Annotated in this window: 12 protein-coding genes; 11 read left to right on the forward strand and 1 reads right to left on the reverse strand. The window is 55.7% G+C overall.

The window, feature by feature from the left end:
• Positions 1–161: 161 nt before the first annotated feature.
• The 9 genes from MKY12_RS12450 (at position 162) to MKY12_RS12490 (ending at position 11,671) form a co-directional block, all read left to right on the forward strand.
• Positions 162–1,607: an SWIM zinc finger family protein gene (locus tag MKY12_RS12450; RefSeq protein WP_339256171.1), complete on the forward strand. Its 1,446-nt coding sequence runs from the start codon at positions 162–164 to the stop codon at positions 1,605–1,607.
• Between the two features lie 49 nt (positions 1,608–1,656).
• Positions 1,657–3,513: a HEAT repeat domain-containing protein gene (locus tag MKY12_RS12455; protein WP_339256173.1), complete on the forward strand. Its 1,857-nt coding sequence runs from the start codon at positions 1,657–1,659 to the stop codon at positions 3,511–3,513.
• An 83-nt stretch (positions 3,514–3,596) separates the two neighbouring features.
• Positions 3,597–4,700 (forward strand): AAA family ATPase, encoded by a 1,104-nt coding sequence (locus tag MKY12_RS12460; protein ID WP_076074576.1) that lies wholly within the window; start codon positions 3,597–3,599, stop codon positions 4,698–4,700.
• Positions 4,697–7,042, forward strand: a complete 2,346-nt coding sequence (locus MKY12_RS12465) for a DUF5682 family protein (RefSeq protein ID WP_339256175.1) — start codon at positions 4,697–4,699, stop codon at positions 7,040–7,042. Before MKY12_RS12460 ends, MKY12_RS12465 begins: the two co-directional genes overlap by 4 nt.
• Positions 7,043–8,284: a VWA domain-containing protein gene (locus MKY12_RS12470; protein ID WP_339256177.1), complete on the forward strand. Its 1,242-nt coding sequence runs from the start codon at positions 7,043–7,045 to the stop codon at positions 8,282–8,284.
• A gap of 123 nt (positions 8,285–8,407) precedes the next feature.
• Positions 8,408–9,493 (forward strand): aspartate-semialdehyde dehydrogenase, encoded by a 1,086-nt coding sequence (gene asd / locus MKY12_RS12475; RefSeq protein ID WP_209873247.1) that lies wholly within the window; start codon positions 8,408–8,410, stop codon positions 9,491–9,493.
• Between the two features lie 147 nt (positions 9,494–9,640).
• Positions 9,641–9,826, forward strand: a complete 186-nt coding sequence (locus tag MKY12_RS12480; RefSeq protein ID WP_036729188.1) for a DUF3934 family protein — start codon at positions 9,641–9,643, stop codon at positions 9,824–9,826.
• A gap of 116 nt (positions 9,827–9,942) precedes the next feature.
• Positions 9,943–10,638 carry a pseudouridine synthase gene (locus tag MKY12_RS12485; protein ID WP_339256179.1) on the forward strand — a complete coding sequence of 232 codons (696 nt, stop codon included), beginning with the start codon at positions 9,943–9,945 and terminating at the stop codon, positions 10,636–10,638.
• A 94-nt stretch (positions 10,639–10,732) separates the two neighbouring features.
• Positions 10,733–11,671 (forward strand): hypothetical protein, encoded by a 939-nt coding sequence (locus MKY12_RS12490; protein WP_339256181.1) that lies wholly within the window; start codon positions 10,733–10,735, stop codon positions 11,669–11,671.
• Between the two features lie 92 nt (positions 11,672–11,763).
• On the opposite strand, the gene MKY12_RS12495 is transcribed toward MKY12_RS12490, so the two are convergent.
• A complete protein-coding gene (locus tag MKY12_RS12495) occupies positions 11,764–13,572 on the reverse strand; it encodes an ABC transporter ATP-binding protein (protein WP_339313957.1) in 1,809 nt (602 codons plus the stop codon).
• 198 nt (positions 13,573–13,770) lie between these two features.
• Here MKY12_RS12495 and MKY12_RS12500 point away from each other — a divergent pair, with 198 nt between their 5' ends.
• Positions 13,771–14,343, forward strand: coding sequence for a GNAT family N-acetyltransferase (locus tag MKY12_RS12500; RefSeq protein WP_339313958.1), 573 nt, complete (start codon positions 13,771–13,773; stop codon positions 14,341–14,343).
• A gap of 125 nt (positions 14,344–14,468) precedes the next feature.
• Entirely contained in the window at positions 14,469–15,146 is a 678-nt protein-coding gene (locus MKY12_RS12505; protein ID WP_339313960.1) for a hypothetical protein, read from the forward strand.
• Positions 15,147–15,210 lie beyond the last annotated feature (64 nt).

The raw sequence follows: 15,210 nt of genomic DNA on the forward strand, positions 1-15,210 counted from the left end.
GTTACTCTATTGGATCGGACGCTAAGATTTGCTAAAATAAATGCAAACATATGATCTTATTTGTAGTCGTTCCATGTGAAGCTGGGTAATAAATACTTGTGCCCCGTATGCACGTTCATTCATTCTGCTTACAATCCTAATTCAGCCGGGAGGAATCTAATTTGCCAGAGCTAACATCCACGTACGTCGATTCACTTGCACCCAATGCTGCTGCGATCAAGAACGGCCAGGGGCTGGTCCGCAAAAAGAGCTTTGTGGAGCTCCATCAGTCGGAGAACGGAGAGCTATTATTCGGAAAATGTGCCGGAAGCGGCAAAACGCCCTATGAGTGCTCAGTGGACTTCATCGCAGCAGACAGCCCGGTCTTCCGCTGCAGCTGCCCCAGCCGCCAATTCCCCTGCAAGCACGCACTAGGTCTGCTGTATGCCTATACCGAAGGCCAGACGTTCACACCTGCTCCGGTTCCCGAAGACATCGCATCGAAGCGCGAGAAGGCGGAGAAGCGGGAAGAGAACAAGGTGAAGCAGGCGGCTGAAGGAGCAGACCCCAAGCCGAAGAAGGTTAACAAATCCGCCTTGAAGAAAAAAATCAACGCGCAGCTCGAAGGGCTTGATCTGCTGGAAAAGCTGGTGCTCTCCTTCGTACGCAGCGGCCTGTCCACGATTGACAAGTCTGCGGCCAAGACGCTTCAGGGGCATGTGAAGCAGCTCGGGAACTATTATTTGTCCGGTGCCCAGATTGAGCTGCGCCGCTTCGCGAATCTGATGTTCAGCGGCAAGGATCAGGAGCAGAACTATACATATGCGGTGGAGCAGCTGACACGGCTACACGCATTTATCAAGAAGGGCCGGACGTATCTGCTGGCCCGGAGCGAGGACCCGGAGCTGGCGCTGGATCATGAATCCACCATTGATGAATGGCTGGGCCATGCCTGGCAGCTTAGCGAGTTGAAGGAATACGGGCTGGTAAAAGAGGGGGCAGAGCTGCTGCAGTTATCCTTCTACAGCTACAACGATGCGGCCCGCCAGGAGTTCGTAGACCTTGGCTTTTGGCTGGATCTCTCTGCGGAAGCCGGGGAGATCCGCCGGACCTTTAACTACCGCCCTTACAAGGCGGCGAAGCTGATGCGCGAGGAAGACAGCTTCTTCGACATTGCCGTGGTTCCACAGCTGTACACCTATCCCGGGGATATGAATGCCCGGATTAGATACGAGTCCATGTCTTCAAGACCGGTGCAAGGCACGGATCTTGAGCGGGCGGCCGCCAAGGCTCACCGTTCATATTCCGAGGTCTTCAAGAAGGTGAAGAACCAGATCAAGAACCCGCTGAGCGACAAGCAGCCGGTCATGCTGCTGCATGCCGCAGCTCTGGGCGTCACAGAGAACGGCCAGTATGTTATGACTGACGGGGAAGGAACAAGGCTCCTTCTGGAGGATATTCCGTCGATGCCGCAGGGCACAGTGGAACTGCTGCCGTTCCTTCCGGCAGGCGCCCGCGAAGATTGTACAGTTCTGGTCATGTTCGAGCATGACCTGGACCAGGGACGTCTGCGTGCCCAGCCGCTAAGTGTCATTAAGGACGAAGAGATCGTTCGTCTGCTGTACTAGAGTAATTTAACATTATCCACAAACCTTTATTCATATGGGAGGACAATCCATGAGCACAGCGTTATTGCAGGAGCTGCATCAGGAATACAGAAGACTGTATATTGCCGGAAGTGAGCTGGCGGCCGAAGATTTCCGCCTGAAGCGGCTGCTTCCGCAATTTCAGCAGCTAGGCGAGCGGTCACCGGTCTTTAAGAAGCTAGGCGAGGGAATCACGGCACTGATTGAACCGGGGAGCCCGGACGGTCCTGCCCCGGGCATTCAATTGCAGGAGAATACCCTGCTGCTGGAGTCCGTTCTGTATACTCAGGGAACGACAACCGTGGATGGAACTCCCGGACCCTTGCCGGTTCGGAAGTTCACCCTGCAGACGAATCAGACTTACCGGAAGCTTGCGCCTGTGCTGGAAGCACTCACCACTACCGGAAGCGGCAGATATGAGATTGTAGTGGATGCGTATAAGGATGGGGTCTTCCAGGATCTGCGATTGCTGCCGCTGGCGGTCTCTGCGCTGAACGACCCGTATGCGGAGCTGGCGGAATATGCGATGAATCATATTCTCCCGTCCTACGGGCCGGTCATTGCCAGCCACCTGCTGGAGAGTCTTAATCTCTCAGGGGGAAGAAGTGAGGTCCGCAAACTGGAGGTAATCTGGAAGGTCGGTGCAGACGAATACCTGGATAAGATCTTCCACGCTGCCGAGAGTGGAAGTGAGGAGGTCCGCGCTGCAGCCATCAGATGCCTGGGCGGTTATGAACAATTCACGCCCAACCTGCTGGAGTGGTCCACTGACAAGAAGAAAGCCATCCGCGAAGCGGCCTATGCGGCGCTGGCGGCAGGCGGTACGTTACAGGGAGGGGAACGGCTGGTTGAGGCATTCATCCAGAAGAAGGACCGCGAGATTCTGGGCAGAGTGCTGGCGGACGGGCATTCCGCAGAGGTGAGTGCCCGTCTGGCGGCATTATTCATGGAAGAGCTGCAGGCAGCCCCGCAGAAAAATGACGGCGTGAAGCTGACAGACAAGATATGGAATGAGCTTCTTCCCTTCCTTACCGCTCTTCGCCGGGTACGGAGTCAGCAGCTGGATGAAATCTACAGCTATATCCTTCAAGAGTATCCCCGGTTCTCGTCACTGGGCTGGATTCCGCTTTTGGACCACGCAGCCTTGTATAAAGAGAAAACTCCAGACGGTGCTGCTCTGGCAGAGCTTGCAGAGCTGGAGAAGCGGAGCGTGCGTTTCCTGCCGCATTATTTCCATGCCGCCCAGCAGTCTATAAGTCCGAAGGAGCTATTCGACCGGTTCGCCGGCGGAACCTTCTTGGATAAACTCAAAGCGCTTGTGGGTAAGGAGGCCAAGGATGCGGCTCAGCGCTCCCAGCTGCTGATTAATACCATTGAGGATCAGGTTGTGGATATCCGCCGGCGGAATTATGAAGTAGAGTGGGATGCAGCGGGAATCAGACAGCCTTACAGCAGGGAGATGCTTCCGGCTCAGGAGATTGCCGCAGCTTGGGACCCCCGCTGGCTGGACTGGTTCATCCAGCACAATGCTGTGAATCTGGCCAGTGCCTTTGCCCGGCCGGGTCACAAGGGCGTGCGGAACTTTCTGGTTGATAAGCTGCAGGACCTGTCCAAACGCCGTGCCAGTGATTTCATTCCCAACATCTTCAAGGGACTGGAAAGGGCCGGGGTGCCTGAGCCGGAGCGTCTGGAACTGTTGATGAGTGCCCTGGAGACTAAGAGTCCTCATAACCCGTATACCTTCGAATTGTATATATTTAAAATGATGGAGCGCTTCCCTGCCAGCTATGCCAGCCGTGTGGAAGCGGTTATTCCCAACTATAGATATGAATGCAAGCAGCAGCTGGAATATGTGCTGGCCAGCCTGCGGAGTGCCAAGAATACCTGACCCTTATAACAGCTACCCTGTTCCTCGAAGCCATACATTCTTAACTTTAGCTTTTCACAAAACAGTTGCAAGGAGAGGTGTACATGTCAACAGAACAAGATCAGCTTCAGGATTACATGCGTCTGCCTGCCGAAATCCTGTACCAGGATGAGCTGGAGGCTCTGCGCAAGGAGGACACCGGGCGTATTCCGGCCGGATGGCAGATGTCCCCGCGTTCAGTTCTCACGTTCATTACTGGCGGCAAGGCGGGCAAGACCGTGATTACGCCGAAATACATCGGCAACACCCGGCTGATCGAGATGGCGGTTGCCACACTGGTCACCGACCGTGCACTGCTGCTGATCGGAGAGCCGGGCACGGCGAAATCCTGGCTGTCCGAGAATCTGGCGGCGGCAATCTATGGCAACTCAGGCATGGTTGTTCAGGGGACAGCGGGAACAAGCGAAGAGCATGTACGCTATTCCTGGAACTATGCCATGCTCCTGGCGAACGGTCCAACGCCGGAAGCGCTGGTCAAGAGCCCGATTATGCGGGCGATGGAGGATGGCGGCATTGCCCGGTTCGAGGAAATTTCCCGCTGTGCTTCCGAGGTACAGGACGCGCTGATCTCAATTCTGTCGGAGAAGACGATCTCTGTGCCGGAGCTGGGCAAGGAGACCAGTGCCCGCAAGGGCTTCTCGATTATTGCCACTGCAAATACCCGGGACCGCGGAGTCAATGAAATGTCCGCTGCCCTGAAGCGGCGCTTCAATATCATTGTGCTGCCTGCGCCATCGGACCTTGAGACGGAGCTGTCCATTGTGAAGAAGCGTGTCGGCGAGATTGCCTCCTCCTATGAGCTGCAGGCTGCTGTTCCGGCGGATGAAGCGCTGCTGAAGGTGGTCACCATCTTCCGCGAGCTGCGCAGCGGCATGACGCTCGACAAGAAGGAGAAGGTGAAGACTCCAGCCGGTGTAATCTCCACGGCAGAAGCCATCTCGCTGCTGACGAACAGCATGGCTCTGGCAGCAAGCTTCGGGAGCGGAGAACTGACCGACGAGGATCTGGCAGCGGGACTCCAAGGGGCGATCGTCAAGGATGACGACAAGGATAAGCTGGTGTGGAAGGAATATCTGGATAATGTAATGAAGAAAAAAGGAGCGGACTGGCGCGGACTCTATCAAGCCTGCAAGGAGATGAACGAGTGAGCAGGGCAGCGGTTGCCGGCGTTCATGTCTTCGGAGTCCGGCATCTGTCTCCGGGCGGTGCCAGGCATGTCCTGGAATATTTGAACGAGCTGCAGCCGACCGCCGTGCTGATTGAGGGGCCGAGTGATGCAAGCGGAGAGATCCGTCATTTAACCCATGCGGTAACGAAGCCGCCGGTAGCTATTCTGGCCTTCACCGAGGATCTGCCCGTACGGACGGTACTCTGGCCGTTCGCTGTGTATTCCCCGGAATATCAGGGGATGAAATGGGCGCAGGAGCATGGAGCACAGGCAGAGTTCATCGACCTGCCTTCCTCAGTAACGCTGGGGCTGCAGGACGCGTTACGGCAGGATGCCGGCGGACGCCCGGAGCTTGCGGCTGTGGCTGAAGAACAGGGGGAGCCGGCGGAAGAGGAAGTCAGTGAGCCGGAGTCCGTATACAGCCGGATTGCCCGGCTTGCCGGTGAGCATGACTATGATATGTACTGGGAGCGTAATTACGAGCATAACGCCAGCAGCGGCGCATACCGAGCCGCGATTCTGGCCTTCTCTGCCCAGATGCGGGAGCTGTCGGAGTCCACGGAGCGTGCAGAGCAGCCGCGGGAATATGCTTATAACGCGTTGCGCGAATCTTATATGAGGCGGAGAATTAAGCTCAAGATTGAAGAAGGGCATCTGCCGGAGAAGATTGTTGTGATCTGCGGTGCATACCACGCCGCCGCACTGGCTGATCTCTCGGAGGGAATGAGCGATACGGAGCTTGCGTCATTGCCTACACGCTCTACCAAGCTGACGCTGATGCCGTATTCCTACTATAAGCTCTCCACTATGTCGGGTTACGGTGCGGGCAACACGGCTCCGCACTACTTCCAGATGATGTGGGAGCTGATGGCCTCAGGCCGCGCTGAGGAGCTGCCCCATCTCTATCTCTCCTCTGTGGCCCGGATGGTGCGCAGAGCAGGGACACACCGCTCCACTGCCGAAGTCATTGAAGCGGTGCGGCTGGCAGAGTCGCTGGCGGCGCTGCACGGTGGAAGCGCACCTACGCTGCGCGATCTGCGCGATGCCGCACAGACCTTGCTCGGCCACGGTGATCTGGCCGTTATCGCCGATTCGCTGGCCCGGGTGGATGTCGGTACGAATATCGGAAGGCTGGCCGATGGCGTCAGCCAGACGCCGATTCAGGATGACCTGAACCGGCTGCTGAAGCGCTACAAGCTGGAGAAGTACAGATCGACTGTAGCCAGCGACCTGACGCTGGATCTGCGCGAGAACCGCCGGGTGTCAAGCAGTGAAGCGGCTTATCTCGATCTGCACCGCTCGGTGCTGTTCCACCGGCTGGAGCTGCTCGGCATCCACTTCGCCCGGAATGTGCCGAGCGGCCAGTCCGGGGCGACCTGGGCAGAGCACTGGGTCCTCCAGTGGGCGCCGGAGGTAGAGATTGAGATCGTGGAGTCTACACTGCTGGGCGAGACCATTGAGGTGGCGGCAGCCTACGTGTTGCGCGAGAAGCTGCTGGAATGCAGCTCTATCGCTGAGGCCTCTGCGCTGATTGTCACCGCCTGCGAATGTGCCATGACCACGCAGATGGAGGAGAGCAGCCGCGTGCTGCAGCGCCTTGCGGTGGATAGCCGCGATGTCGTCTCGATTGCCACAGCGGCCAGCGAGCTGGCCAAGATCATCGGTTATGGCGACATCCGCAAGGTGGATACGGCCCCGTTCGTACCGCTGCTGGAGGAGCTGTTCCGCCGGGGCTGCCTGTTCCTGCTGGATGCCAGCGGCTGCAATGATGAAGCGGCGGCGCTGATGATAAGTGCAATGAATGACCTGAATAACATCTCGCAGGAGCATAGCGAGATTGCGGATACAGCTCTGTGGCTGCAGGAGCTGCTGCAGCTGGCGCAGCGGGATGACCGCAACCCGCGGCTGTCGGGCTTCGCCTGCGCGATCCTGATGGAGCGTGGAGCCATCCCTGCCGGGGAAGTAGCGGCGGAGGTGTCGCGCCGCTTGTCTCCGGGGATACCGGCGGACCTCGGGGCAGGCTGGTTCGAAGGGTTGTCCATGCGTAACCGCTATGGTCTGTTGTCGCGAATGAGCCTGTGGGAGCAGCTAAATGACTATATCAACGCCTTGGAGGATGAGGAATTCAAGCGTGCGCTGGTCTTCCTGCGCCGGGCGTTCAGTACCTTCTCCCCGCGTGAGAAGACGATGATCGCTGAGCTGCTGGGTGAGCTGTGGGGCGTGAACACAGAGCAGGCCGCCGAGATTCTGACAGGAGAACTGAAGGAGGAGGAAGCCAAAATGCTGGATGATCTGAATGATTTTGACTTCGGGGATCTATAGATGGGTGAAGAAGAGCTGAAGGAAGAGCTGAAGGAGGATAATCAGAACGGTGCCCTTACACGCTGGCGGCTGATTCTGGGGCAGGAAGCGGAAGAGGCCTTGCCCGGCTACGGTCAAGGCAGCGGTCGGACGCTAAGTGAGGAAGAGCTGATTATGGATGCGGCACTGGCGGCTATCTATAATGAGACAGGCGCAGGCAAGGCAGAAGGGAGTGCCGCTGCCGCATCGAAGGGCAGAGGTGCAGGCTCGGGACATGCTGCGATTAACCTGTCCAAGTGGCTCGGAGATGTGCGGAATTTCTTCCCGGAGGATGTGGTCTCGGTCATTCAGACTGATGCGATGGAGCGTAAGGGCTGGAAGCAGCTGCTCTTCGAGCCGGAGCTGCTGGCGGCAGTGAAGCCGGATATCCAGCTGGTGGGTACGCTGCTGGCACTTAAGGGCAAAATCCCGGAGAAAACCAAAGAAACCGCAAGGATGCTGGTCCAGGCGCTTGTGGATGAGCTGGTCAAGCTGCTGGAGACCGATATCCGCCGTGCGGTTACCGGAGCGCTTAATAAGCGGCAGCATTCCCCGCTGCCTTCACTAAGCGGACTGGACTGGAAACGGACGATCGAGCGCAATCTGAAGCATTATGATGCGGAGCGGCGGATGATTATCCCCGAGCGCTTCTTTTATTTCGACTGGGCCCGCCGCAGCAAGGAATGGACGGTTATCGTGGATATTGACCAGAGCGGCTCGATGGCCAGCTCTGTGATCTGGGCGTCGGTGATCGGCTCGATCTTCGCCAGTATCCCGGCGCTGAACACGCGTGTCGTTGCTTTTGACACCGAGGTGGTAGACTTGACGGAGCAATGTGCGAATGATCCTGTTGACATGCTCTTCGGCATCCAGCTCGGGGGCGGAACGGATATTCATAAGTCGGTGAAGTATTGCGAGCAGTTCATCGAGGAGCCGAAGAAGACGCTGTTCATTATCGTATCGGATCTGTACGAGAACGGCAATCAGGCCGGTCTGGTCCGGCGGATGCGCGAGCTGCGGGAATCCGGGGTGCGGACGATGACGCTGCTGGCCCTCTCCGATGAGGGTAAGCCTTCCTATGATGAACGGCTGGCCGCTCAGCTCGCCCGTGACGGAACCCCTTGCTTCGCCTGTACTCCGGCACTGCTGCCTGTCCTGGTGGAAGGGGCACTGAAGGGCCAGGAGCTGGGTGAATTGGCGAAGCGGCTGGGGATGACGCGGTAATTTTATTAGAAGAGGAAACACTTACTTTATAATCACATATTGTGTAACATGCCGCTATCATTTATAATCGGTTATTAAAAAGCACCTTTCGCTAGGCGCTGCTTGAAAGGAAATGAATTTCTTATGTCGAGGAAGCTCAGAGCGGGTATTGTTGGCGGTACCGGTATGGTCGGCCAGCGTTTCATTGCACTTTTGGAGAATCATCCATGGTTTCAGGTAACGGCGATTGCGGCGAGCGCGAATTCAGCCGGCAAGTCCTATGAGGAGTCTGTTCAAGGCAGATGGAAGCTCTCCACCCCTATGCCAGAAGCAGTCAAAGGCATTATGGTTCAAGACGCCTCCAAGGTAGAGGAAGTGGCTGCGGATGTGGATCTGATCTTCTGCGCCGTAGATATGAAGAAGGAAGAGATCAAGGCGCTGGAAGAAGCTTATGCGCGTACCGGAACTCCGGTGATCTCCAACAATTCGGCACACCGCTGGACACCTGATGTTCCGATGGTGATTCCCGAGATCAACCCGGAGCATCTGGAGGTTATCGCCCAGCAGCGCAAACGTCTGGGGACAGAGACCGGCTTCATCGCCGTGAAACCGAACTGTTCCATTCAGAGCTATATGCCTACTCTGAATGCACTTCATGAGTTCAAGCCTTCCAAGGTGGTTGTAACCACTTATCAGGCGATTTCAGGTGCAGGCAAGACCTTCGCGGACTGGCCGGATATGGTAGATAACGTGATTCCTTTCATTGGCGGGGAAGAAGAAAAGAGCGAGCAGGAGCCGCTCCGGATCTGGGGTAAGGTAACCAGTGAAGGGATCGTACCAAGCGAGCAGCCGGTAATCACCACACAGTGTATTCGTGTACCTGTGGCTGACGGCCATATGGCGGCTGTCTTTGCTTCCTTTGAGCAGAAGCCTTCCCGCGAGGAGATTCTGGAACGCTGGAACAGCTTCCAGGGGCGTCCGCAGGAGCTCGGTCTGCCGAGTGCTCCTAAGCAGTTCATCACGTATTTTGAGGAAGAGAACCGTCCGCAGACCCGTCTGGACCGCGATATTGAGAACGGCATGGGCATCTCCGCAGGACGCCTGCGCGAGGATTCACTGTACGATTACAAATTCGTCAGCCTGTCCCACAATACGGTGAGAGGCGCTGCCGGCGGTGCGGTACTGATCGCTGAATTGCTTAAGGCCGAAGGATATATTCAGCCTAAATAAGCCACTCTATGCTCTTGGATAGATACCTGTTATGCAGCCTGCCGGAGGCTCTCCGCGCAGGCTGTTTGCAGTTGGGCCTGACAATCCGCCCGAAATAATGGTAAGATAGAGTAATGTACGACGAAAACTGAATATTGACGGAGTGATATTGTGGCAAAAAGTAAAGGCGGCGGCACAGGCAGAGGAACAGGCAGCAAGGGCTGGACCCGCTGGAATAAGACGGCAAAACCCGTGAAGCCGGCCCGAAGCGGCCCTCCCGGAAGCCCAGGTGCCAAAGGAGCCAAACCGGCTAAGAGCAGCAGCGGCAGCAACAAAACCGGAGGCGCTAAATAAGCGGACATCTGCCCATTGATAATTACCAAATATAAGGGTTATAGGTTGGAGGCAACATCTGATGGCTATGTGAATCAGGTGTTCTTTCATATGTAGGACCTGAAAGCGGGTACTTCATGAGAATTAACAAATACATCAGTGAGACCGGTATCTATCCGCGCAGAGAGACGAACCGGCTGATTGCCGCCGGAAGGATCACGATTAACGGGAAGGTCTGTACGCCTGGAGCAAGCGTGGAGCCTGGAGATACGGTAGCTGTAGACGGGATTACTGTGACTCCAGACCGGGAGGAGCGGGTCTACCTGGCGCTGAACAAGCCGGTAGGCATTACCTGTACAGCCGCCCGGCATGTGGAAGGGAATATCGTAGATTATATCAACTATCCCTCCCGGATTTTTGCCGTCGGCAGATTGGACAAGCACTCGGAAGGGCTGATTCTGCTGACCAATGACGGGTCGATTGTCAACCGGATGATGCGTTCCGAGCATAGTCATGAGAAGGAGTACCGGGTGAGCGTGGATAAGCCGGTCACGGAAGACTTTTTGGCGGAGATGTCAGCGGGTGTAGATATTCTGAAGACCCGGACCAAGCCATGCCTCACCCGGCGGATCTCGGATCAGGAGTTCATGATTATTCTGACCCAAGGGCTGAATCTGCAGATCCGCCGGATGTGCAAGGCGCTGGGCTACCGTGTGCTCCGCCTGGAGCGGATACGGATTATGCATATCACGCTCAGTGGTCTTCCGCAAGGGCAGTGGAGACGGCTGACGGAGGAAGAGCTCGAAGAGCTTCATGCCAGACTGGAAGATTAGGGGCAACTCACATACCAGTACGGCTTCCGAAGTGGGCTCCCGGACAGGTATACAGGAAGTCATGCTACCACGACACGACATTTAGGAGGATTACATGCGGATTATTAGCTTATTGATAGCCTTAGCGATCATAGCGGGTTGCTCAAGAACAGGGGATGGCGGATCAGCAGATCCGTCTGCAGCGCCAGCCGCTTCCCCGGCAGCGGATCTCTCAGCAGCACCTGGAGGGCATCAGGAGGAAGACGCGGCTGCCGCAGCGCTCGCGGAAGTGTCCCCTGAGATTGCAGATGAATATTCGGGATTCGTACATATGGATGCGGTTCAGTTGAACGGGCAGATTTTTCAGGTGTATTACTGGAATAAGGGAGAGTTCAGCTATACACAGTTCGCCATCGTTAAGGAGGGCAAAATGGTCTTTGACAGCAAGAAGGCCGGGCTTACCCTGGAAGGCGGCGGCATTTGGAATGAGGAGGAGCAGCTCTGGGCTGAAGCCGTGGTGCAGAACAACCGGAATACCTTCTTGTTCAGTCTGATGGACAACCGTCCCGCCTACGCGTCAATTGTGGTCGAAGAGATCGACGGAACGATGCAGGTAACGGTTAACGATCTGTTCAGCGTGAATTATGAGGATGTGGATCAGGACGGGAGCGAGGATCTGCTGGCCAGCCCTTATCCGGGTCAATCCCCCCTGGGTCCGGCGCTGATGGGCATCTACCAGCTGGAAGGGACGAATTATGTGCCGGATGAGCTGCTAACCAAGCAATATGCGGTAGATCAGCTTCAGCTCAGTGAGCAGGAGTATAAAAACAATCCGTCCGAGCAGACGTTAGAGCAGCTGCTGAACGCCTACCTGATTCTCGGGCAGCGCAGTGTCGCGCTGACGCGGTTCGAAGAGTTCCATGAGTGGGCCGGACAGCTTGCCGGTGACGGCGGGTATGTGGACGAATATCAACGGCTGCTGCGCAGCACGGAGACGGCAGAACAAATCAGCGGCTGGATGGACAAGCTGAAGCCGCTGCGTACTACGCGATAAGCCGGACTGATCGCGGACAGGAAGAGAAGGGATTCCCAGAGCAGGTGATGCTGCTCCGGGAATCCCTTTTTATGTGCGGCCGCGCTATTGGCTTATGAATCTTCCCGCTGAAACTGCTTGTTGTACAAATCACGGTATACCCCATTCTCTGCCAGCAGGGAAGCGTGCTGCCCCGACTCCACAATTCTGCCGTCCTGAACAACCAGAATATTGTCGGCTGCCATGATGGTGGATAGACGGTGGGCGATGACCATGCTGGTCTTGCCGCGCAGCAATTCATGCATGGCTTGCTGGATGTAATATTCCGATACCGTGTCCAGCGACGAGGTGGCCTCGTCCATAATGATGATGGGCGGATTCTTGAGCAGCACGCGCGCGATGGACATCCGCTGCTTTTCGCCGCCGGACAGCTTGATTCCCCGGTTGCCGACAACCGTGTTGTAGCCCTCAGGCAGCTTCAGAATGAAATCATGAATAAAAGCAGCTTCGCAGGCGGCCGTCAGCTCGGCTTCCGTGGCTTCAGCGTTGGCATAGAGCAGATTCTCGCGGATCGTCCCGTTGAACAGGTACGTGTCCTGGGTGACTAGGCCAATCTGTGAGCGAAGCGAATGCAGCGTGAACTCGCGGATGTCCTTGCCGCCGATACGGATCACGCCTGAATCCAGCTCATAGAGCCGGGGAATCAGGTTGGTAATGGTGGTTTTGCCTGCTCCGCTGGGTCCGACCAGGGCAGTCAGTGATCCGGCGACTGCCGTGAAGGAGATCCCGCTCAGAGCGGGCTTGTCCGGGGCGTAGGCGAAATTCACCTGCTCGAAGACGATGTCTTGTCCCTCAACCCGGATTGGAAGAGCCAGCTTAGCATCCACAATCAGCGGGTCCATATCAAAATAGTCAAAAATCCGTTCAAACAGCGCCACCGAACGGTTCACATCGACATAGAGATTGGTCATCTGCATAACTGGAATATACAATCTGCTCAGCAGTGCCACGAAGGTGATAATTGCTCCAATGCTCAGCTCTCCCTGGATGAATAGATAACCCCCGTACAGATAAATCAGCATCGGCCCAATACTGGTGAAGGTGGTAAGGACCAGCATAAACCAGCGGCCGGCCATCGATTCGCGGATTTGCAGCCGTGTCGCCTGGGCGTTTACGGTCTGAAAGCTTGCCAGTGCGGTGTCCTCTCTGGTGAACAGCTTCATAAGCATGTACCCGCTGAGGCTGAGCGTCTCTTCAATGATCTGATTCTGCTCCGAGATCTTCTCCTGCGTCTCTTTGGCCAGCTTCCAGCGGACATTGCCCATTTTGCGGGTCGGCACGATGAATAAGGGAATGACCAGGATGCCTAGCAGCGCAAGCTTCCAGTTCATGATGAACAGGGTTAACGCTGTGGAGATCAGAATGAACAGATTGCTGGCACAATTGACGATGGTGCTGTTGAAGACGCCCTGAATTCCGGCAATGTCACTGGTCATCCGGGTGATGACCTCGCCTTGCTTGACGCCTGAGTAGAACTGCAGCGGCATGCTCTGCAGATGGCGGTACATCTGGTTTTTCATATCATGGACAATATTCTGGGAGATAAAAGAGTTCAAATAATTCTGCAGCACACCGAGCAGTCCTGACAAAACCGTTGTAGCCAGCGAGGCGGCAACCAGCAGGAAGAGCAGCTGCAGATTCTTGTCCGGGAGCGCCCGGTCAATGATCTGCTGAATCAGGATAGGAGGGAGCAGCCCCAGCACTGCGGAGATGCACAGCACGGTCATCACCAGCAGCGTCTGCTTCCAGTACGGAGCGAAATATTTGACGATGCGTAATAGCAGCGCTTTGGATATATCCGGCTTCGCCTCCTCCTCATTGAACTTTAATTTGCCATGCCCGAAGCCTCCTCCGGGTCCCATGGCTCTGAAGCCTCTCGACAATAGGGTCACCAGCTTTGCTTGAATTTTAGGGATACTATATATGTAAAAATAATCCTGCAACATGTCTGTCATGGGCATTATACGCCTGGATTTTCCGGAAGTAAATGCTAAACTGGATAGGTTGGTATGAACCGGAGAACGAGATTGCAGCCTTAAGCTTGGGAGGAGAGAAGCAGAATGATTATTGTTGCACAGGGATATGAAAATAAAGGGCTCCGCTACACGGTGAGATCCGCCTCACCGCAAGATGCCCTCCAGTTGTCCGCGCTGAGGCTGAAGATCGACGGGGAGACGGAGAATTTAGACCGGGTTCAGGGGGAAGCATTCATCGGCCCGGAGGGCTTCGGGTCGCTTATAGCGGCGGATACGGCCAGCGGCACGAACCTGTTCCTGGTTGCCGAGGTTCAGGACAGGCTGGCGGGCTTCGCCAGATGTGAAGGAAGGCCGCTTCGCAGGCTGGCCCATCAGGCCGAGTTCGGAGTCGGGGTGCTGCAGGAATTCTGGGGATATGGAATCGGCAGGAGCCTGCTGGAGCAGTCTATCGGCTGGGCGGATACCATCAGTCTGGATAAGCTGAGCTTGAAGGTTCTGGAGAGGAATGACAAGGCGATCCGGCTCTATGAGAGCCTTGGCTTCGAGGTCGAGGGTGTCCTGCGCAGAGACAAGCGGCTGGCAGACGGACAATTCTATTCTACTATTGTTATGGGCAGATTACGCGGGGACAGAGGGGGTAGCGTAAGCCAAATGTAATCGAAAAACCGATCATAATTGGACAGGGCGCGCCGCGTAAGCCAAATGTATGCGGAAAACCGAACACAATTGGACCGGGAGCGCCACGTAAGCCGAATGTAATCGAAAAACCGATCATAATTGGATTGGGAGCGCCACGTAAGCCGAATGTAATCGGAAAACCGATCATAATTGGATTGGGCGCGCCACGTAAGCCGAATGTAATCGAAAAACCGATCATAATTGGATTGGGCGCGCCACGTAAGCCGAATGTAATCGAAAAACCGATCATAATTGGACAGGGAGCGCCACGTAAGCCGAATGTAGTAGAAAAACCGATCATAATTGGATTGGGAGCGCCGCGTAGGCCGAATGTAATCGGAAAACCGATCATATTTGGATTGGGCGCGCCACGTAAGCCGAATGTAATCGAAAAACCGATCATAATTGGACAGGATGCGCCGCGTAGGCCGAATGTAATCGAAAAACCGATCACAATTGGACTGGGCGCACTGAGCAGGCCGAATGTAATCGAAAAACCGATCACAAATGGACAGGGCGTGTCGCGTAGGCCGAATGTAATCGAAAAACCGATCACAATTGGACTGGGCGCACTGAGCAGGCCGAATGTAATCGAAAAACCGATCACAAATGGACAGGGCGCGCCGCGTAAGCCGAATGTAATCGAAAAACCGATCATAATTGGACAGGATGCGCCGCGTAGGCCGAATGTAATCGAAAAACCGATCATAATTGGATTGGGAGCGCCACGTAAGCCGAATGTAATCGGAAAACCGAACACAATGGGTATGCGCCCTGGTTAATGCTATATGTCGTCACAAAGCAGACGGGTGGAAAAGTGAGGTACACCCTATGCGTGGCATGAGG

Origin of the sequence: Paenibacillus sp. FSL M7-0896, from assembly GCF_037975415.1 — a bacterium.
GTDB classification, from domain to species: Bacteria; Bacillota; Bacilli; order Paenibacillales; family Paenibacillaceae; genus Paenibacillus_AQ; species Paenibacillus_AQ silagei.

Coding starts and splice junctions, on each gene's coding strand:
- MKY12_RS12495 (WP_339313957.1), bottom strand. CDS start 13,572: ATGGGACCCGGAGGAGGCTTCGGGCATGGCAAATTAAAGTTCAATGAG.
- asd (WP_209873247.1), top strand. CDS start 8,408: ATGTCGAGGAAGCTCAGAGCGGGTATTGTTGGCGGTACCGGTATGGTC.
- MKY12_RS12455 (WP_339256173.1), top strand. CDS start 1,657: ATGAGCACAGCGTTATTGCAGGAGCTGCATCAGGAATACAGAAGACTG.
- MKY12_RS12460 (WP_076074576.1), top strand. CDS start 3,597: ATGTCAACAGAACAAGATCAGCTTCAGGATTACATGCGTCTGCCTGCC.
- MKY12_RS12485 (WP_339256179.1), top strand. CDS start 9,943: ATGAGAATTAACAAATACATCAGTGAGACCGGTATCTATCCGCGCAGA.
- MKY12_RS12470 (WP_339256177.1), top strand. CDS start 7,043: ATGGGTGAAGAAGAGCTGAAGGAAGAGCTGAAGGAGGATAATCAGAAC.
- MKY12_RS12490 (WP_339256181.1), top strand. CDS start 10,733: ATGCGGATTATTAGCTTATTGATAGCCTTAGCGATCATAGCGGGTTGC.
- MKY12_RS12500 (WP_339313958.1), top strand. CDS start 13,771: ATGATTATTGTTGCACAGGGATATGAAAATAAAGGGCTCCGCTACACG.